Below are 18,301 nucleotides of genomic sequence, written 5' to 3'. Positions count from 1 at the left end.
AATGCCTCTGCATCGGCTGCGTGGCGAGAGTTCTTGAGTGCGTTGCAAGGAAATATTCAAACGGGTGCAAGTGCCGGAAATCAGGCGTCATGCGCACGTCACAAAGGCGTCACATGGGCGCAACGGGGGCGGCCCAGACTTTTCCCATGAGCACACCGTCCCTGCGTATCACCCTGGTCAGCGAAACCTTCCCACCCGAGATCAATGGCGTGGCCAACACCCTTGGCCGCCTCAGCGAAGGGCTGCGCCTGCGCGGCCACCAGGTGGAACTGATCCGCCCGCGCCAGGCCACCGACAACGGGGTCGGCAACGACGAGGCCCTGCTGCTGTGCAGGGGTTGGCCATTGCCTGGCTACCCTGGCCTGCAATGGGGCGAGGTGTCGATGCACAAGCTGTGGCGCCGCTGGCGCCGGCAACGCCCGGACGTGCTGTACATCGCCACCGAAGGCCCGTTGGGCCTGAGCGCCCTGCGCGCCGCCCGACGCCTGGGCGTGGCGGTGGTCAGCGGCTTTCACACCAACTTCCCGCAGTATTCGGGGCAGTATGGCCTGGGCCTGCTGTCACGGCTGCTCACCCACTACCTGCGCTGGTTCCACCGGCGCACCGCCATTACCCTGGTGCCCAGCGCCAGCCAGCGCCTGGAACTGGAGCGCCGCGGCTTCGAACGGCTCGGCCTGATGGCCCGCGGGGTCGACGCCAACCTGTTCAATCCGGCACGGCGCAGTCAGGCGCTGCGCGAGCAGTGGGGGCTGGGTGTGGATGACATTGCCGTGCTGCATGTCGGGCGCCTGGCCGCAGAGAAGAACCTGGGCCTGCTGCGCCCTTGCATGGAGGCCCTGGGCAAGGCCTATCCGCGGCGGCGCCTGCGCCTGGTGATCGTCGGCGATGGCCCGCTACGTGGCCAGCTCGAACAGCAACTGCCCGATGCAGTGTTCTGTGGCGCACAGCGCGGCGAGGTGCTGGCCGAGCACTATGCCAGCGGCGACCTGTTCCTGTTCCCGAGCCTGACCGAAACCTTCGGCAACGTCGTGCTCGAGGCGCTCGCCTCGGGCCTGGCCGTGGTCGCCTACGACGAGGCCGCCGCCGCCCAGCATATCCGCCACGGCCACAGCGGCGCCCTGGCCATGCCGGGAGACCAGGCGGCGTTCATCGACGCCGCCTGCTGGTTGCTGGAAGAAGGCGAAACCCTGCGCAGGGTGCGCCTCAATGCCCGCCAGCACGCCAGCCGACAGGGCTGGCCGGCGATCATCGAGCAGTTCGAGGGCTACCTGTACGGTGCCTGCCGCGAACTGCAGGCCGCCCGCGAACAGACCCCGCCACTGGTGATCAAGCCAGGGTCGTCAGCGCCTCACGGCTGAACGGCAGCACGGCGTCCTCACGCCCGTCCCGTACTTTGCGCGCCCATTCGGCATCCACCAGCAGGGCGCGGCCGACGGCCACCAGGTCGAACTCCTGGTCCTGCAAGCGGCGCAGCAGTCCTTCGAGGCTGGCGGGCTTGGCCACCTTGTCGGTGGCGACCATGAACTGCAGGAACTCGCCGTCCAGGCCGACACTGCCCACGGTGATGGTCGGCTTGCCGGTGAGCTGGCGGGTCCAGCCGGCGAGGTTCAGTTCGCTGCCCTCGAACTCCGGCTCCCAGAAGCGCCGGGTGGAGCAGTGGAAGATATCCACGCCCGCCTCGGACAGGGGCTTGAGGAACGCCGCCAGGGCCTCGGGGGTTTGCACCAGGCGCGCACTGTAGTCCTGCTGCTTCCATTGCGAGAAACGCAGGATGATCGGGAAGTCCGGGCCGACGGCTGCGCGCACGGCCTGGATCAGTTCGATGGCGAAACGCGAGCGCCCGGCCAGGTCACCGCCGTACTCGTCATCGCGACGATTGCTGGCGTCCCAGAAGAACTGGTCGATCAGGTAGCCGTGGGCGGCATGGATCTCCACGCCGTCCATGCCGATGGCCTGGGCATCGCGCGCCGCCTGGGCGAAGGCGGCGATCACCTCGCGGATATCCTCCCGGCTCATGCCGTGGACCAGCACCTGACCGTCCTTTTCCTTTCCGCTCGGGCCATAGCCCGGAACGCTGGCGTCCGGCTCGGTGCCCAGGCGGCGCACACTGCCCACATGCCAAAGCTGCGGCACGATGCGCCCACCTTCGGCATGCACGGCCTCGACCACGCGCTTCCAGCCGGCCAGGGCGTCCTCACCGTGGAAACGCGGCACGTTGGGGTAGCCGTTGGCGGCCTTGTGCCCGACCGTGGTGCCCTCGGTGATGATCAGGCCGACACCGGCGGCGGCGCGCCGGCGGTAGTACTCGACCACGCCGTCGTGGGGCACGCCGCCGGGGCAGAAGGTACGGGTCATCGGTGCCATGACCACGCGGGTCGGCAGGTCGAGGGAGCCGAGGGTGAAGGGGTGGAACAGAGGGTTGCTGGACATGCGGCGCTCCCGAGGGATGAAGTGATGCGCCCGAGCTTAGGGGCCGCCAGGTGAGTGTCACAGCATCATTGATTGCAGTGATCGGCAGGTATCGCTGCGAGCGGGCCGATTTGCAACAGGAAATTTATTTTGCAAAAGGGCTTGAATTCGTCCGGCGGTTGCCTGACTTTAGAGTCAAGAGGCGCAGAAAACCCAACGCCCTCAGTGGCCTAGGCACGCCTCTCGCGAGCAAGCTGAATAAGGATTGAATCATGCAAATCCAGGTCAACAGCAGCAACCAGATCCAAGGCAACGTCCGCTTGAACGAGTGGGTCCGCAGCACACTGCAGAGCAGCCTCGAACGCTACGAGGACGACCTCACCCGCATCGAAGTCCACTTGCGCGACGACAATGGCGCCAAGCCCGGACCGCACGACAAACGCTGCCAGATGGAGGCTCGCCCCAAAGGCCACCAGCCGATTTCCGTGACCCATACCGCCACCTCGCTGGACCAGGCCGTCGATGGCGCCGCCAGCAAGCTGAACCATGCGCTGGAGCACTTCTACGGCAAGCTGCGCAGCAAGCGCGCTATCCTGGAGCAGAGCGATCCAGACGCCTGACATTCGAATGTGTCCAATGAAAACGCCCGGCCTTGCGCCGGGCGTTTTCATTGCGTGCCGATCAGCGGGCCTGAACCAACCCGCCCTTGCCCCGGTCAACCCCTGCAGTCATTCAGTGCAGGACCGACCATGAACAACCCTTTCGATCAGATCAGCGCCGCCTTCGCCCCCGAATACCGGGTCAACCTGAGCATCGAGCGCCTGGACGGCAGCATCATGCTGACCCTGTCCGACGACAGCGGCGTGGTCGCCAGGCGCCTGATCAGCCAGGTCCAGCGCAACGATCCGGTGCGCCTGCAGCGGGTCATCGACAGCATCCGCCTGGGCCTGGCCATCGAGCTGGGGCAGAACCCACTTGAGGTGCTGGCGGCCCTGACCCGTACCTGGCATGGCGAACAGCGTTTTCCTGCCGCCGGCATTGCCAACTGAGGGCTACTTGCCCTCGTCCACTTCCTTGCCGCTGGCATCCAGCGCCTTGGTCGACGGGTAGCGATAGGAGGCGTAGCGCACCACCAGGATGGCGAAGGCCAGCAGCAGGATGCCGCCACACACGTACAGCAGCCCGACATCCGGCGCCTTGTGGTGCGAGACATCGCCGATCAGCAGGCGGGTCAATGCAGTGATCGCCACGTAGAGCAGGAAGCGGATCGGCATGTGGTTGGTCTTGAAGTAGATCCCCACCATCGCCCCCAGCTCCAGGTAGATGAACAGCAGCAGGATGTCATCGACGCTGACCCCGCCCTTGCCCAGCATGTCCAGGAAGGTCACCACCGCCGCATAGGCGGTGATCGCGCCGATGCCGAACAGCGCCAGGTAGTGGAAGGCTTCCACGCACAGGTTGCCCAGCGAGTCGGCGGAGCCGTGCAGGCCCTTGCGCAGTCTTTCTGCCCATTTGATGTTCACGATGTTCGATTCCTAGATACGGCTGAAGGTCTTGTGCCATGCAGTTAAAGGGCCACGGCCCCTGTCTTGGAAGGCGGCCGATTGCCGCAGGGCACCTGTGGGCTACGCTGATTTTCAGTTTGCCGGGCCATCATTGCGGTTGCAGGATGATGGCCTGGCGATGTACTGTATAAAAATACAGTTATCCGCAACCCCATCAGCAAAAAGGCACAGAGGTGATGAATGGCCGTCGAAGTGGTGTACCGCAGCAGCCGCGACCCGGAGCGCTTGTTCATGGATAAGGCCGAAGCAGACCGTCACGACAAGATGCTCGAACTGGCCGAACGCCTGGCCGAGGTACTGCACAAAGCCGTGCCGTCGCTGAGCGAACAGCAGGTCGAGGAAGCCGGTATCTACATGGCCAAGAACCGCGACGTGTTCGCCCGGGCGTTCAAGAGCCAGCCGGATGCACTGGCCGAACTGCTCGAAGGCGCAGCAGCCGAATGATGGCTGCTCCGGCCATGTCGCGGCCCCTTCGCGCCTGAGGGGGCACGGGGGCCAACGCCGTGCCGCTGCTCAAGGCAGGTACAAGCGGAACAAGCCGCCCCCCAACGTACCGCCATTGGCGATCTCGATCCGCCCGCGCACACCGTTGCGCTCATGCAGCGCGGCAATTCGCGCGGCAAAGTACAACCCCAGCCCGGTACTGCCGCTCTGTGAATCGATGCCCTGCACGTAGTCGTGCTGGCGCTCGAGCATGCGCTGTGGATAACCGGCGCCATCGTCGTTGACGCTGATCACCAGTTGCTCGCCCTCCTCCTCGATGCTGATCAGCAGGGCGTGGCCGGCATAACGGATGGCGTTGGTTAGCACGTTGGCCACCACCGAGGCGACCAGCTCACGGTCGAAGAAACCCAGCGGGCTTTCGGTCTCGATACGCCAGGTGGCAAGGATGTCGCGGTGCTTGATCACATCTTCCTGGGCCGCCAGCTGGGCCTCGATGAAGTCGTCCAGCTCGTGGTAGTCGGGGCAAATGGGTAGCTGGTTGACGCCCAGCTTGTACAGCCCCAGCAACTGCACGAGCATGCCGTTCAAGTGGCTGAGCTCATGCTCCACCACGCCCTGCTCGATACCGCCGCGCAACTCTTCGGGCAGGCGCGCCAGCCATTGGCTGTGAGCGTGGGTGAGCGCCGAAAGAGAGTTTTTCAGGTCGTGCACGGTGGAGGCGATCACCGTGGAGAAGTCCAGCCCCTGGTTGTCCTGGTTCATGCGCCGAAGACCCGGATGTGCAGTTTGCGGTAACGGTCATAGCGACTGTCGCTGGCGGGAATACCGGCCACGCTGGTGAGGCAATCGCGACACTCCTGCATCAGCGCCGGCGGTGGCGTCTCACCGCCGATGCGTAGCAGTGCCTGGGCGGTGTTCAGGGCGATGCTGATGTTCTTCGGCTGCAGCGACAACGCCTTGCGGAACATGCCCAGCGCTTCATTGAGCTGGCCGCCCTGGTAGCTGCGCACGCCCTGGCGGTTGAGGTCCACGGCTTCGGTCACCGCCCCCAGCACCAGCGGGTCGTCGGTGAGCTTGGCGACACTCTGCATGACCTTGGGGTCGTCGCCGTAGGTTTCCACGCAGCCCTTGAGAATCGAGGTACCCGCCGCATCCTGGCCAAGTTGCTGCAACTGCTTGGCCACCGTCAGCGCCGCCTCCACGGAGAAGAACTGGTCCATCTTCTCCAGGCGCTGCATGGCCTGCTCGGTGAGCTTGGCGGCGGTCTCCGGATCGCCGGCCTGCTGCAGGCTGGCGGCCTTCATCAGGCGCGCGCGCACCTGCAGCCCCTGGTCCTCGACGTTTTCCTTGGCCACCTCGCTGAGCACGGTGTTGATCTCGACCCGGGTACGGGCATCGAGACCGTTGCCGCTGTTCTTGTTCATCAACGCCTGGACCAGCCCCAGGTTGCTCTCGGCGTCCTTGTAGCGCGAACTCTGCCCCTGGTTCACCGCATGGCGGAAGGCCTTGGAGGCACTCTCGAAGTCGGCGTTGTCCAGCGCCAGCTTGCCCAGCGCGGCCTGGCGGCGCACGGCGAGCGGCGACAGGCGCACCGCCTCCTCGAGCATGTGCTGGGCACGCCGGGTCTCGCCCTGGGCCACCAGCACCTCGGCCATGCCATCGTACAGGTTGGGCATGATCGGGAAGGCCTTTAGGGCCTGCTCGTAGACACCCTGGGCCTGGGCATTCTGTCCGCGTTTATGCAACAGGCTGCCGAGCGCGGCGTACACCCAGGGCTGCGGGCGGCTGGCGAGAATGTTCTTGAGGAACTTCTCCAGCTCCTCGAAACGATTGAGGTCGCGCAGGGCGTCGGCGCGATAGCGCAGGCACAGTGGGGCGAAGCGCGGGTCCTTCTTGCACAGCTCGGCGCAAGCAGCGAGCACTTCGGCTGGGCGCCCGCGATCAAGGGCTTGGAGAATGGGCTTGAGCAGCGTCTTGCGCTGGGTCAGCTTCTCCAGGCGCTGGGCCAGGCCAACCCGGTTGAAGGGCTTGGTCAGGTAAGCGTCGGGCTCGTGTTCGATGGCACTGAGCACGATCGACTGGCTGCTTTCGGCGGTAACCATGATGAACACGCATTCATGGCTGATCAGCTTGTCGAGGATCAGGTCCTCGAGCACCTGCTGGCCGTTCTTCTTGCCGTCGCCCAGGTGGAAGTCCTGGAGAATGAAGTCATAGCGCTTCTGCCCGCACATGCGCAGCGCCTGTTCGCCACTGTCGGCGGTGTCGACGTCGCGCACGCCCAGCTCGCGAAGCATCGAGCGGGTCGAGGTGCGGAAGTCGGTGAAGTCGTCGACGATCAGAAAGCTTTTTTGCCCATACTGCAGCATCAACACGACCTGTATTGAAAAAGTGGGGAAGTGGCGCGTGGCGATGCATACCGCCGAGGTCTGTATCGGCAGCGGGTCAGAAAAGATGAGCCCGGAAAGGTAACGCCGAATGATGGCCTAAAGCCATTATCTTAACGGCCGACCTCGCCCCGAGCCACTAGACCAGCAGGCCAAGGGCCTTGGCCCTGGCCACCGCCTGGGTGCGGCGCTCGACACCGAGCTTGCTGTTGATATGGCTGGCGTGGGTCTTGACCGTGTGCAGGGAGATGAACAGGCGCTCGCTGATCTGCTGGTTTGAACAGCCTTGGGCGATCAGTTCCAGCACGGCGAACTCACGGCTGCTCAGGGCCTCGGTGGCACCGCCGCCGGTGGCCAGGGCCTGCGGCAGATGGGCCAGCAGATCGCTCTGCGCCGGGCAGGCCGCACGCCCCGTCAACTGCTCGCGCAGCCAGTGTGGCTGCTCTTCGATCAAGCGTTGGAAGGCCTGCAGGGCACCACCCTGCGCCGCCTCCAGAGCAGGTGTGAGCAACCTGGCTGCTTCGGCGTCACGCCCCTCGGCCAGCAGCAGGGCGATCAATTGGCACTGCGCGCTGACCACCAGCGTCATGCCACCGCTGGCCTGGCCCCGCTCGACCAGCGTGCGCAACCGCGCTTCGGCATCGCCGGGACGGGTCAGCACCCGTTCCAGCAAGGCCTGCTGCAATTCGATGTGCAGCGGCAACAGCGGGTGGAACTCCGGCGCGGCCGCAGGCTGCTCGCCACCGTAGGTCTGCCCCAGGCGCAGCAGCCAGGACTCGGCCAGGTCCGTCCGGCCCTGGGCCAACCAGAGCTCGCACTTCACCAGGGTAATCATGGCCAGGTAGAAGATCGGCGGCACGTCCCAGATATGCATCAGCCGCTCCGCCTCGGCCAGTTCCGAGAACGCCTCGGCAAAACGCCCTTCGCGACCGTCCAGCGAGGCGATCACGCAATGCCCGATCAGGACGCTGATGTCGCGGCAGCTGCGCGCCTCGCTGAGCCCGGCGCGCAAGCGCGCACGGCCCTGGGCGCAGTGCAGTCGGGCCGCCAGCAAGTAGCCTTCGTACAGGGTCAGGCGCGCACGTACGGCATACAGGCGCTGCCCCGAAAGGCCCTGCAAACGCTGCAATCCCTGGCGCACTTCGTCCAGGGCGCGCAGCACTTCGCCGCGGGCGTGCAGTACCCGCGCCCGATCGTAATGGGCCAGGGCCTCGAACAGCGGGTTGCCAACCCGTTGCGCCAGCTCGAGGGCCTCGCGGTTCCAGCCCCGCGCCCGCCAGAAATCGCCATCGGCGATGGCCAGGTTCGAGAGCGTCGACAGGCACACCAACCGCTGGCCGTAGCGTTTGTTCGGCAGGCTCTGCAGCGCCTCGCCACAGTAGGCGAGTGTCCGCTCGCGATCGCCGCGGCCACGGGCGATGACCCCGCTCAGGGCCAGCCACTGGGCCAGCATCGACTTCTGCGCCGTGGCCGACGGTGCGGGCAGGAAGCGGCTCAGGTAGGCCGCAAGCTCCTCGGCGGCGTCCAGTTGACAGGCCAACCCCAGGGCCCAGCTGTACAGGACAATCAGCCTGGGTGTGCTGATCAACAGGCTGTCGGGCAGGTCCATCTTCCAGCGCAGCAGCATGCCGACATTCTGCTCCGCCAGCAGTTGCTCCTCGGACAGGCTCTGCACCAGGTCCGCCGCCACGTCCAGATGGCCCGCGCGCAGTGCCTGCTCCACCGCCTCGTCCAGCAGGCCCTGCCCTTCGAACCAGCGGCAGGCGCGCAGGTGCAGCCCCGCCAGCGGCTCGCTGGCCTGTCGGCTGCGCAGCAGGTCGGAGAACAGGTGGTGATAGCGGAACCACAGCCCATGCTCGTCGAGCGGCACCAGGAACACCTGGTGGGCCTGCAGGTAGCTCAGGATTTCGCCGCTGTCATGGCGCTCGCGCAGGGCGTCGCATAATTCGGCACAGAAACGCTCCTGGCAGGCAGTCTCGTAGAGAAACGCCTGCACGGGGGCCGGCAGGATGTCGATGACTTCCTCCAGCAGGTAGTCGCGGATCAGTCCTTCGCCGCCATGCAGCGCCTGGGGCAAGGCGTGGTCCTCGCCGGACTCGCTGGCCGCCAGTTGCCAGAAGCGCAGCCCCGCCACCCAACCGTCGCTGCGCTGGATCAGGTTATCCAGGGCCTGGCCGCGCAAGCCGGTGGGCTGACGGCCGATCACGGCCAGCGCTTCATCGGGGGTCAGGCGCAGGTCCTGCTCGTTGAGCTCGATCAGTTGCCGTGAAAGGCGCAGGCGCGCCAGGTGCCAGTCGGGCCGCTGGCGGCTGGTGACCAGCAGGACCAACCCGGCCGGCAGATGGTTGAGGAAGAACTGCAGGCAACGATCGAGCACCGGCCCCTGGGCCAGGTGGTAGTCGTCCAGCACCAGCAGCAAGGGCGTGTCCGGTTGCAGGTAGAGCGCGAGTTCATCAAGCAGGCCGTCGAGCCACTCTTCGAAGGCGAAGGGTTGATGCCGCTGGCGCATCTTCAAAAGCCCCAGGGCCTGGCCGCCGAGTGCCGGGCAGAACTGCTGCAAGCCTTCGAGCAAGCGCTCGAGGAAGCGCCCCGGATCGGCATCGCGCTGGCTCAACCCGAGCCAGAGGCTGCGCCAGTGGCTGGGCAACGCCTGGCAGAACTCGATGGCCAGCGAACTCTTGCCGAACCCCGCCGGCGCGTTCACCAGCAACAGACGCCCGCCCAGCCCGCCTTGCAAGCGCTGGCACAAGCGCGCTCGGGGGACGTGAGCCTCCGGCAGGGGTGGACGGAAGAAACGCCCGTCCAGCAGGCCCAGGGCCTGGCTGGCGACTCCATGCGTACGGGACAAATCTGTCATGGCCGGCTCGTTCTGATTGGAGTAATGCGGCAGTACGGATGGTTGCGAGACTAGCGGCAAACGCGGCGCATTTGAAGATGATGGAAACGCATCGAGCGAAAAAGACTACAACAAAAAGAAACAATGCTGATGGACGGGCGCCTCTAAAACAGAAACGCCCCGGCAAGCCGGGGCGTTCTGGGAGATCAAACGGAGTTGTAACGACTGTCAGCTCAACGCACGCCTGCCTGACGCAGGGCTGCCGGCTGGAAGTCGGCCTTGCTGGCGCTGAAGCCGAAGTTGTAGGCACTCTTCTCTTCGTTCTTCATGCCCAGGGCCAGGTAGCGGCCCGACTGCAGGTCGTAGATGGCCTCCAGGGTGTACCACGGCACCTGCACGTTGTAGTACGGCTGGGCGTGGGCCTCGGAAATGCGCCACAGCTGGTTGCGACCGTCGTACTGGTCGATCACCGCGGCCTGCCAGGTGTCCTCGTCGATGTAGAAGTCACGCTTGGCATAGATGTGGCGCTGGCCCGGCTTGAGGGTGGCGACCACGTGCCAGACGCGGCGCAGCTCGTAGCGCGACAAGTCCTGGTTGATGTGCCCGGCCTTGATGATGTCGCTGTACTTGAGCTTCGGGTCGTCCAGCTTGTAGGCGTTGGAGGCGATGTACATCTCCTTCTTGCCTTCGAGCTTCCAGTCGTAACGGTCCGGCGCGCCGTTGTACATGTCCAGGTTGTCGGAGGTGCGCAGGCCGTCGGCGGCGGTACCCGGGCCGTCGTACGACACTTGCGGCGCCTGGCGCACGCGGCGCTGGCCGGCGTTGTAGATCCACGCCTTGCGCGGTTCCTTGACCTGGTCGAGGGTCTCGTGGACCAGCAGCACGGTCCCGGCCAGTCGCGCCGGGGCGGTCACTTCCTGCTTGAAGTAGAACAGGATGTTGCCCGGGTTGGCCGGGTCGTAGTCCTTCATCTTGTCGCGGAACACGAACTGGTCCTGGAAGTACACCAGGCTGTACGAGCCGTTCTGCTGCGGGGTGGCCTGGGTGACCAGGCGGGTCACGCTGCCGCCACGGTAGCGGGTGATGTGGTTCCAGATCACCTCCAGGCCGTCCTTGGGAATCGGGAACGGCACGGCGGTGCGGAAGTTCTCCAGGCCGTTGCCGCCCGCGACCAGGGTGGTCTTGGTGGCGTTTTCCTTGATCGCGGCGAACACATCGTCCGGTACCGTGGAGCCGCGGTGGGTCTTGTACACCGGGATCTTGTAGCTGTCCGGATAGCGCTTGAGCATCGCCAGTTGGCCAGGCGAGAGCTTGTCCTTGTACTGGTCGGCGTTCTGCGCGGTGATGGTGAACAGCGGTTTCTCACTGGCGAAGGGGTCAGACAGGAAGCCCTTGGCGTCGGCACTGCCGGCGCTCTTGGACAGCGGCTCCCACGGGCCGATCGAGCCATCGGCGTTACCGGCCTTCTCCGCGCCCATCGGGGTCAGCGTGGAACCCAGCTTGGCCGCTTCGGTGGCGGAAACCGCAGCCATGACGCTGGTTGCCAGCAGGGACATGCCCAGTACACCGGCTTGCAGCAGACGTGTGGTCATTTTCATTGTGTGTCGTCCTGGATCAGGTTTCTTAGAAGTTCACGCCGAAGCTGAGGGCGACGAAGTCGCGATCATCCACGGTGGTGTACTTGCCATCGAAGAAGTTGGTGTACGACAGGCTCGCCGTGTAGGTGTTCTGGTACTCGGCGTCCAGGCCAAGGCTGACCGCCTTGCGGCCTTCCTCGAAGTTGCCGCCAGGGCCCGGGGAGTAACCGTCGACGTCATGGGACCAGGCCACGCTCGGACGCAGGTTCACACCGGCGAAGACGTTGTTGTAGTCCCAGATGGCGCGGACGCGATAACCCCAGGAGTCGGAGGTGGTGAAGCCGTCGTTTTCGCAGTAGCGCGACAGGTTGTTCTGCTCGACGCCAGCCAGCGTGGTGGCGTTGAGGCTCTGGCAGCGGCCATTGGGCAGCGGGCCAGGGCCGTAGACCGGGTCGCGGCCATAGCGCATCTTCGAGGTGCTTTCCAGGCCACCGACGTGCGTCCAGCCAACTTCACCCACCATGGTCAGACGTTCGGCGCCCATCACCTGGTCGAAGAAGTGCGTGAAGGTGGTCTGCAGCTGAGTGATTTCCTTGCGACGATAGCCGGGCTGGTCGGTGTTCGGCGTGCCTTTCAGGACCGATGCGTTCGGATCGAGTGGCGTCAGGCCCGAATACAGGATGTCGGTGGTGTTCAGCTGCACCGGTGCATTCGGGCGATAGCTGATCTCGCCGCTCCAGGCCGTGCCGGTTGGCAAGGTGGTGGAGAAGCTCAGGCCGTACAGGCGAATATCCTCGGGGTATTCGACGTAGTAGCTGGAGTTACCGGCGACATACAGCGGCATCAGCTGTTGGAGCAACGCCGGGTTGGTCGCCGCGCCCGCTGGAACCCCAGCGCCGATCAGTGCGCCTGCCAGGTTGGCCGGGTTGTAGAAGCGCGCAGCGGCGCCTCGACCACTGAAGATCGGCGCACGGCTGTGGTAGTTCATGAAGTAGCCACCGAACTCGGTGTTCAACGGCTCGTACATGTAGCGCAGTGCCAGGCCGAACTGACCGCCGTCACGGGCGTCGCGATCGGGGCCACGGCGCACGATCACACCTTCGTCAGGCGAGCCCCAGGAGACGCCTTGGGCGGCAAGGGCACGCATGGTCGGCGCGGCAATCGGACCCAGGCGGCCCGCCACGTTGGCCTGCTTGGCCAGCACCGCCAGGTTGTTGTTGCAGCCATCGGCGATCACGTCAGGCTGGGAGAAGAAGGTGCCGCAGTTGTCGACGACGGTCTGGTCCCACTCGATCTGGTAGAAGCCTTCGGCGGTCAGGTTGTCGGTCACGCTCTGCGACAGGTAGAACATGTTGACCGGGATCAGGCCTTCCTTGATCTCCGCGCCCGGGCGGCGGAACGCCGAGACGTCGATGGGGTTGATGGAGTTGATCCCTCCCCCGATGAAGGTACTTTCACCCCAGCTCACCACCTGCTTGCCCAGGCGCACGGTGCCCGGCAGGTCGGCGATGCTGTAGTTGTGGTAGACGAAGGCGTCGAGCAGTTCCGCGCCAGAGGACTTGGCGCCTTCCTTGCGGTTGGAGTCGCTGATGTCCTTGAACTCGCGGTTTTCATCCTTGAGTTCGAAGTCGTACCAGTACTTGCCGCGGACGAACACGCCGGTGTCGCCGTACTTGAGTTCCAGGTCGTGGATACCCTTGAAGATCTTCGAGAAGGTCTCGCCTTTCTTGAAGTTCAGGTGGCCATCGTCGGAGGTCTGCGACAGCCCCCTGCCGCCGTTGTTGGCCCCGATGAGGTTCTTGTTGGGGTTGGCAGTCGACCAGCTGGCGCCAACGGAGAGCGAGGAGTCGAACTGGCCTTCGATTTCACCGATGTTGAAGCTGACAGCGAAAGCAGGACTTGCGAGCGTGGAAGCGAGGCTGACGGCCAGGGGCAGTTTCGCCCGGCGCCAGAACAGGTTTGCAGATGTCATCGACGCTACTCCATGTACTTTTTTGTTATGGCAGTGAGTCCTTTCAGAAACGGCTCGAGCGCCTGGTGAAGCAGGCTCCTGCCCGTGGCGCCGCGCGTTGCCGCGTGGTGCCCTCCCCCATTCCTGAAAATCCCCTGACCCGACTATAGCCAGCGGTCACAGGTGCTTGATCCCTCTAAAGTGTGATTTGCGCGTCCTGCTTGCGGCCCACCCCGATCGGCCGGCCTGCGCGCTGGCAGTGCTCAAGCATGGCTCAATTCTGCCGTTTGACAAGGCGAGATCCTGTCTAGCCTGCGGGGTCGCGCCTGAAAAAGCGCGACCCGCGCCCGGGTTACAGGGTGGAAAGGAAAGCGCTGTTACTGGCCTGCCACTGGCTGATGTCCACGCGGATGCGCTTCTTGTCGAGCTTGCCGACGCTGGTCTTGGGAATTTCAGTAACAAGGGCGATCTGGCTGGGAATCGCCCACTTGTTGATGTGCCCTTGCTCGACGAAAGGCTTGAGGTGTTCCTTGAGCGCGCGCGCATCGATACTTTGCCCTTCGCGCACCACCAGCAATGCGAACGGGCGCTCGCCCCACTGCGGATCGGGCACCCCGACCACCGCGACCTCGCGCACCGCCGGATGGCGGCTGACCAGGTCTTCGAGGTCGAGCGAGGAGATCCATTCGCCACCGGTCTTGATCACATCCTTGATGCGGTCGCGGATGTCGATGAAGCCCATGCCGTCCAGCGTGGCGACATCGCCGGTATGCAGCCAGCCACCCTGCCAGAGCTCCTCGCCCTTTTCCGCTTCACGGAAGTAGCCCATGGTCAGCCAGGGCGCGCGCAGCACCAGTTCGCCCTGGGTTTCGCCATCGGCGGGCAGGAAGTTGCCATTGCCATCGACGATGGCAGCCTCGACCAATGGCACCGGCACGCCGGCCTTGATCCGGTAGCTGGTGCGCTCATCCTCGCTGCCGGCCTGCAACTCGTCGTTCAGGTGCGCCGCGCTGATCAGCGGGCAAGTCTCGGACATTCCATAGGCGGCGGTGAGCTGGATGCCCCGGGCCAGCGCCGCCTGGTACAGGGCCCGGTTGAGCGCGCTGCCGCCGATGATGATCTTCCAGCCGCCGAAATCCTGGCCGGCCGCCGACGGGCAGTTGAGCAGCATCTGCAGGATGGTCGGCACGCAGTGGGAGAAGGTGACCTTTTCCTCGCGCCACAGCCTGATCAGCATGTCCGGCTCGTAGCGCCCCGGGTAGACCTGCTTGATGCCCATCATGGTCGCCGCGTAGGGGATGCCCCAGGCGTGCACATGGAACATCGGCGTGATCGGCATGTAGACGTCGTTGCTGCTCAGCAGCCTGACGCTGTCCAGGCTGCCCAGTACCGAGGTTTCGGCCAGGGTGTGCAGCACCAGCTGGCGATGGGTGAAGTACACCCCCTTGGGGTTGCCGGTGGTGCCGGTGGTATAGAAGGTGGTGGCCACCGAGTTCTCGTCGAAATCGGGGAAGTCGTACTGCGGGCTGGCCGCGGCCAGCAGTTGCTCATACTCGCCCACCAGGTTCGGCAGGTCGGCGGTCTTGTCCGGGCCGTCGGTCAGCAGCAGGGTCTTGTCGACCGTGGTCAGCTGCCCGGCAATGGCCTGGTAGAGGCCGATGAAATCGCTGTTGACCAGCACGAAGCGGTCTTCGGCGTGGTTCATGGTGTAGAGGATCTGCTCGGGCGACAGGCGCACGTTGATGGTGTGCACCACCGCGCCGATCATCGGGATGGCGAACATGCACTCCAGGTAACGGTGGCTGTCCCAGTCCATCACCGCCACGGTGTCACCGGCCTTCACACCGGCCGCGGTCAACACGTTGGCCAGGCGGGCGATGCGCTCGTTGAGCTGCGGGTAGGTGAGGCGGATCTGGTCGCGGTAGACGATCTCGCGGGTCTTCTCGTAGCGGCTGCCGGACATCAGCAGGCGCTTGATCAGCAACGGGTATTCGTAGGCGCCCTCGGCGGGCTTGATGATGCGAGTCTGCAACATGGGTATCCCTTTTCTTCAATACGGGCAGAACGGTTCAGTAATCCACTGTAGTTCGGTGACGCACCGGTCAAATCAGCCGAAGGAATGATTTGCGCCCTCGAGGTATGAGTGCGGACGGCACCGTTGACGAATGGCGCCGGCGGACCAGACACTGCGTCGATGCCCTGCCGCCCAATCACCGGAGCCCCTGATGCCCAGCCCACGTCGCGCCGTGTTTCTCGATCACCAGTCACTGGACCTGGGTGACCTCGACCTTTCACCGCTGCAGGCGCAGTTCGATGAACTGCAGCTGCACGCCGCCACCGCTGCCGATCAGGTCGCCGAACGCCTGCAAGGCGCCACGGCGGTGATCAGCAACAAGGTGATGCTCGACGCCGCGACGTTGGCCGCCGCCACCGATCTCAAGCTGATCCTGGTGGCTGCCACCGGCACCAACAATGTCGACCTCGCCGCCGCCCGTGCCCAGGGCATCACCGTGTGCAACTGCCAGGGCTACGGCACGCCGTCGGTGGCCCAGCACACCCTGGCCCTGCTGCTGGCCCTGGCCACGCGCCTGTGCGACTACAACCAGGCGGTGAAGGCCGGACAATGGGCCAAGGCCAGCCAGTTCTGCCTGCTGGACTTCCCCATCGTCGAGCTGGAAGGCAAGACCCTCGGCCTGCTCGGCCACGGCGAGCTGGGTGGCGCGGTGGCGCACCTGGCCGAGGCGTTCGGCATGCGCGTGCTGAGCGGGCAGATTCCCGGCCGGCCGCCCCGGGCCGATCGCCTGCCGCTGGACGAACTGCTGCCGCAGGTCGATGCCCTGACCCTGCACTGCCCGCTCAACGAGCAGACCCGGCACATGATCGGCGCCAACGAGCTGGCCCTGCTCAAGCCGGGGGCGCTGGTGGTCAACACCGCCCGCGGCGGGCTGATCGACGAACAGGCCCTGGCCGACGCCCTGCGCAGTGGCCACCTGGGCGGCGCCGCCACCGATGTGCTGAGCGTCGAGCCGCCGGCCAAGGGCAATCCGCTGCTGGCGGCGGACATTCCGCGCCTGATCATCACTCCGCACAGCGCCTGGGGCGCGGTGGAGTCGCGCCAGCGCATCGTTGGCCAGCTGGCCGAGAACGCCCAGGCCTACTTCGCCGGCCAGCCGCGGCGAGTGGTCGGCTGATCCGCCGACGCCTCTGCTACACTGCGCCACTTTTTTCAGGAGGCGTCGTCCATGGACCCGCGCAGTGAAGTGTTGCTCCGCCAGGCGGAACTGTTCCAAGGCCCGCTGCTGATCGCCGGCGCCCAGGCCGACGGCCTGCTCGGCCAACTGCCCGGCGCCCATGGCTGGACCTGGCATGCCGGCGACCAGGCGCTGCTGCAGGGCCGTTTCGCCGGGCGCAGCCACTATGGTGTCGAGGTGCCCGAGGTGGCGTTCGACGCCGCCGTGCTGTTCCTGCCCAAGTCCCGCGAGCTGGCCGCCTACCTGCTCAACGCCCTGGCCTCGCGCCTGGGCGGTCGCGAGCTGTACCTGGTGGGGGAAAAGCGCGGCGGCATCGAAGGCGCGGCCAAGCTTCTGCAGGCGTTCGGCAAACCGCGCAAGCTCGACAGCGCCAGGCACTGCCAGCTGTGGCAGGTGACCGTGGACAACGCTCCCGAAGCCACACCGCTGCAAAGCCTGGCCGAACGCTTCGAACTGCCGCTGGAAGATGGTCCGCTGCAGGTCATCAGCCTGCCCGGGGTGTTCAGCCATGGGCGCCTGGACAAGGGCACCGCGCTGCTGCTGGAACACCTCGACGGCCTGCCCGGCGGCCATGTCCTTGACTTCGGCTGCGGCGCCGGCGTGCTTGGCGCCACGATCAAGCGCCGTTATCCACAGAGCCGGGTCACCTTGCTCGATGTCGATGCCTTCGCGGTCGCGGCCAGCCGCCTGACCCTGGCGGCCAACGGCCTGGAAGGCGAGGTGATCAGCGGCGACGGCATCGATGCCGCGCCGTCCGATCTTGACCTGATCCTGAGCAATCCGCCGTTCCACACCGGTGTGCACACCGACTACCAGGCATCGGAAAACCTGCTGAAAAAATCAGGCGAACATCTGCGAAAAGGTGGCGAAATGCGGCTGGTGGCCAACAGCTTCCTGCGCTACCAGCCGCTGATCGAAGGCGCCCTGGGCAATTGTGAAATCCGTGCCGAGGCACAAGGTTTTCGCATCTACCGGGCGACCCGCGACTAAAAACAGGGCTTGCCGAAAGCGTTTCGCCTAGGCAGAATCCGCTCCGTCCTAGGGGAGTAGTCTCCCGCGAGCGCCCTGCTCGCCCGGCACACGTCAACACACTTGGCCCACAGGCCATGGCGCGTGCGACCCACGATCTGCGCAGACAGGTCCAGGGTTTGACAAGACCTATGACACGCACACCTTACCCGGGGCGGGAAGGCTGTACGTGTCATAGCCGTGTCGACCCGCCCCCGTAGGAATCCTGATGCTGGAATCGTTACTCGTCCCCACCGCCATCGTTGCCCTCGCCGAAATCGGCGACAAGACGCAACTGCTCGCGCTCATCCTCGCCGCCCGCTTTCGCAAGCCCTGGCCGATCATTGCCGGGATCGTCGCCGCGACCCTGGCCAACCATGCCGCCGCCGGTGCCGTGGGCGCCTGGGTCAGCGGTTTCTTCAGCGAGTCGGTGCTGCACTGGATTCTTGCCGCGAGCTTCACCGCCACCGCGCTGTGGACCCTGGTACCGGACAAGATGGACGATGACGAAACCAGCAACGCGCGCCGCTTCGGGCCGTTCGTCACCACGCTGATCGCGTTCTTCCTCGCCGAAATCGGTGACAAGACCCAGGTGGCCACGGTGATGCTGGCCGCCCAGTATCCGCACCTGATCATGGTGATCATCGGCACCACCCTGGGCATGCTGATCGCCAACGTGCCGGTGGTCCTGGCGGGCAACTTCGCGGCGGAGAAACTGCCGCTGACGCTGATCCGTCGCCTGGCGGCGACCGCGTTCATCGTGCTGGCCATCGTCGCGGTGTATTCGGCGATGAAGACCAGTGGCTGGATTGGGTAAGACAGCTGCAAGCTGCAAGAAAAAGTGCATCGGCTTGTTCTTGAAGCTTGCGGCTTGAA

Annotated in this window: 15 protein-coding genes and 1 riboswitch; of the genes, 7 read left to right on the top strand and 8 right to left on the bottom strand. The window is 65.3% G+C overall.

Going from position 1 to position 18,301, the window contains the following annotated elements; translation table 11 throughout:
- Window positions 1-146 precede the first annotated feature (146 nt).
- A complete protein-coding gene (locus tag HU751_RS12740) occupies window positions 147-1,358 on the top strand; it encodes a glycosyltransferase family 4 protein (protein WP_186733863.1) in 1,212 nt (403 codons plus the stop codon).
- Here HU751_RS12740 and HU751_RS12735 read toward each other — a convergent pair.
- Window positions 1,327-2,430 (bottom strand): NADH:flavin oxidoreductase, encoded by a 1,104-nt coding sequence (locus HU751_RS12735; protein WP_186733864.1) that lies wholly within the window; start codon window positions 2,428-2,430, stop codon window positions 1,327-1,329. The two genes, HU751_RS12740 and HU751_RS12735, sit on opposite strands and share 32 nt — an antisense overlap.
- Window positions 2,431-2,681: 251 nt before the next feature.
- Here HU751_RS12735 and HU751_RS12730 point away from each other — a divergent pair, with 251 nt between their 5' ends.
- The gene (locus HU751_RS12730) at window positions 2,682-3,029 is read left to right on the top strand and encodes an HPF/RaiA family ribosome-associated protein (protein WP_186733865.1); all 348 of its coding nucleotides are present in this window, start codon (window positions 2,682-2,684) and stop codon (window positions 3,027-3,029) included.
- 129 nt (window positions 3,030-3,158) lie between these two features.
- On the top strand, window positions 3,159-3,458 hold the full coding sequence (locus tag HU751_RS12725) for a DUF3509 domain-containing protein (RefSeq protein ID WP_186733866.1): 300 nt from the start codon (window positions 3,159-3,161) through the stop codon (window positions 3,456-3,458).
- Window positions 3,459-3,461: 3 nt separating this feature from the next.
- Here HU751_RS12725 and HU751_RS12720 read toward each other — a convergent pair whose 3' ends face one another.
- Window positions 3,462-3,932 carry a phosphate-starvation-inducible protein PsiE gene (locus tag HU751_RS12720; RefSeq protein WP_110736873.1) on the bottom strand — a complete coding sequence of 157 codons (471 nt, stop codon included), beginning with the start codon at window positions 3,930-3,932 and terminating at the stop codon, window positions 3,462-3,464.
- Window positions 3,933-4,154: 222 nt separating this feature from the next.
- Here HU751_RS12720 and HU751_RS12715 point away from each other — a divergent pair, with 222 nt between their 5' ends.
- Window positions 4,155-4,418: a YebG family protein gene (locus HU751_RS12715; protein WP_186713189.1), complete on the top strand. Its 264-nt coding sequence runs from the start codon at window positions 4,155-4,157 to the stop codon at window positions 4,416-4,418.
- Between the two features lie 69 nt (window positions 4,419-4,487).
- Here the strand turns inward: HU751_RS12715 and HU751_RS12710 are convergent, their stop codons facing one another.
- The 6 genes from HU751_RS12710 to HU751_RS12685 all read right to left on the bottom strand — a co-directional run bounded on the left by HU751_RS12710 (window position 4,488) and on the right by HU751_RS12685 (window position 15,201).
- The gene (locus HU751_RS12710; RefSeq protein ID WP_186713188.1) at window positions 4,488-5,180 is read right to left on the bottom strand and encodes a sensor histidine kinase; all 693 of its coding nucleotides are present in this window, start codon (window positions 5,178-5,180) and stop codon (window positions 4,488-4,490) included.
- Complete coding sequence (locus HU751_RS12705; protein ID WP_050703762.1) at window positions 5,177-6,784, bottom strand: response regulator; 1,608 nt, start codon at window positions 6,782-6,784, stop codon at window positions 5,177-5,179. Before HU751_RS12705 ends, HU751_RS12710 begins: the two co-directional genes overlap by 4 nt.
- Window positions 6,785-6,941: 157 nt before the next feature.
- Entirely contained in the window at window positions 6,942-9,659 is a 2,718-nt protein-coding gene (locus HU751_RS12700; RefSeq protein ID WP_186733867.1) for a winged helix-turn-helix domain-containing protein, read from the bottom strand.
- 212 nt (window positions 9,660-9,871) lie between these two features.
- Window positions 9,872-11,236, bottom strand: a complete 1,365-nt coding sequence (locus HU751_RS12695; protein ID WP_186713185.1) for a DUF1329 domain-containing protein — start codon at window positions 11,234-11,236, stop codon at window positions 9,872-9,874.
- Between the two features lie 25 nt (window positions 11,237-11,261).
- Window positions 11,262-13,187, bottom strand: a complete 1,926-nt coding sequence (locus HU751_RS12690; RefSeq protein WP_186733868.1) for a DUF1302 domain-containing protein — start codon at window positions 13,185-13,187, stop codon at window positions 11,262-11,264.
- A 331-nt stretch (window positions 13,188-13,518) separates the two neighbouring features.
- Window positions 13,519-15,201 (bottom strand): fatty acid--CoA ligase, encoded by a 1,683-nt coding sequence (locus HU751_RS12685; protein ID WP_186733869.1) that lies wholly within the window; start codon window positions 15,199-15,201, stop codon window positions 13,519-13,521.
- A gap of 190 nt (window positions 15,202-15,391) precedes the next feature.
- On the opposite strand from HU751_RS12685, the gene HU751_RS12680 reads away from it, so the two are divergent.
- The 3 genes from HU751_RS12680 (at window position 15,392) to HU751_RS12670 (ending at window position 18,242) form a co-directional block, all read left to right on the top strand.
- Window positions 15,392-16,357 (top strand): 2-hydroxyacid dehydrogenase, encoded by a 966-nt coding sequence (locus HU751_RS12680; RefSeq protein ID WP_186733870.1) that lies wholly within the window; start codon window positions 15,392-15,394, stop codon window positions 16,355-16,357.
- A 51-nt stretch (window positions 16,358-16,408) separates the two neighbouring features.
- Window positions 16,409-17,407 carry a methyltransferase gene (locus HU751_RS12675; protein WP_186733871.1) on the top strand — a complete coding sequence of 333 codons (999 nt, stop codon included), beginning with the start codon at window positions 16,409-16,411 and terminating at the stop codon, window positions 17,405-17,407.
- A 38-nt stretch (window positions 17,408-17,445) separates the two neighbouring features.
- Window positions 17,446-17,567: riboswitch (yybP-ykoY riboswitch) on the top strand.
- Window positions 17,568-17,657: 90 nt separating this feature from the next.
- The gene (locus HU751_RS12670) at window positions 17,658-18,242 is read left to right on the top strand and encodes a TMEM165/GDT1 family protein (RefSeq protein ID WP_177330817.1); all 585 of its coding nucleotides are present in this window, start codon (window positions 17,658-17,660) and stop codon (window positions 18,240-18,242) included.
- The last annotated feature ends 59 nt before the right edge of the window (window positions 18,243-18,301 follow it).

The sequence above is a fragment of the Pseudomonas peradeniyensis genome (assembly GCF_014268935.2).
GTDB lineage: Bacteria > Pseudomonadota > Gammaproteobacteria > Pseudomonadales > Pseudomonadaceae > Aquipseudomonas > Aquipseudomonas peradeniyensis.
This window is presented reverse-complemented; position numbering and strand designations above follow the sequence as displayed.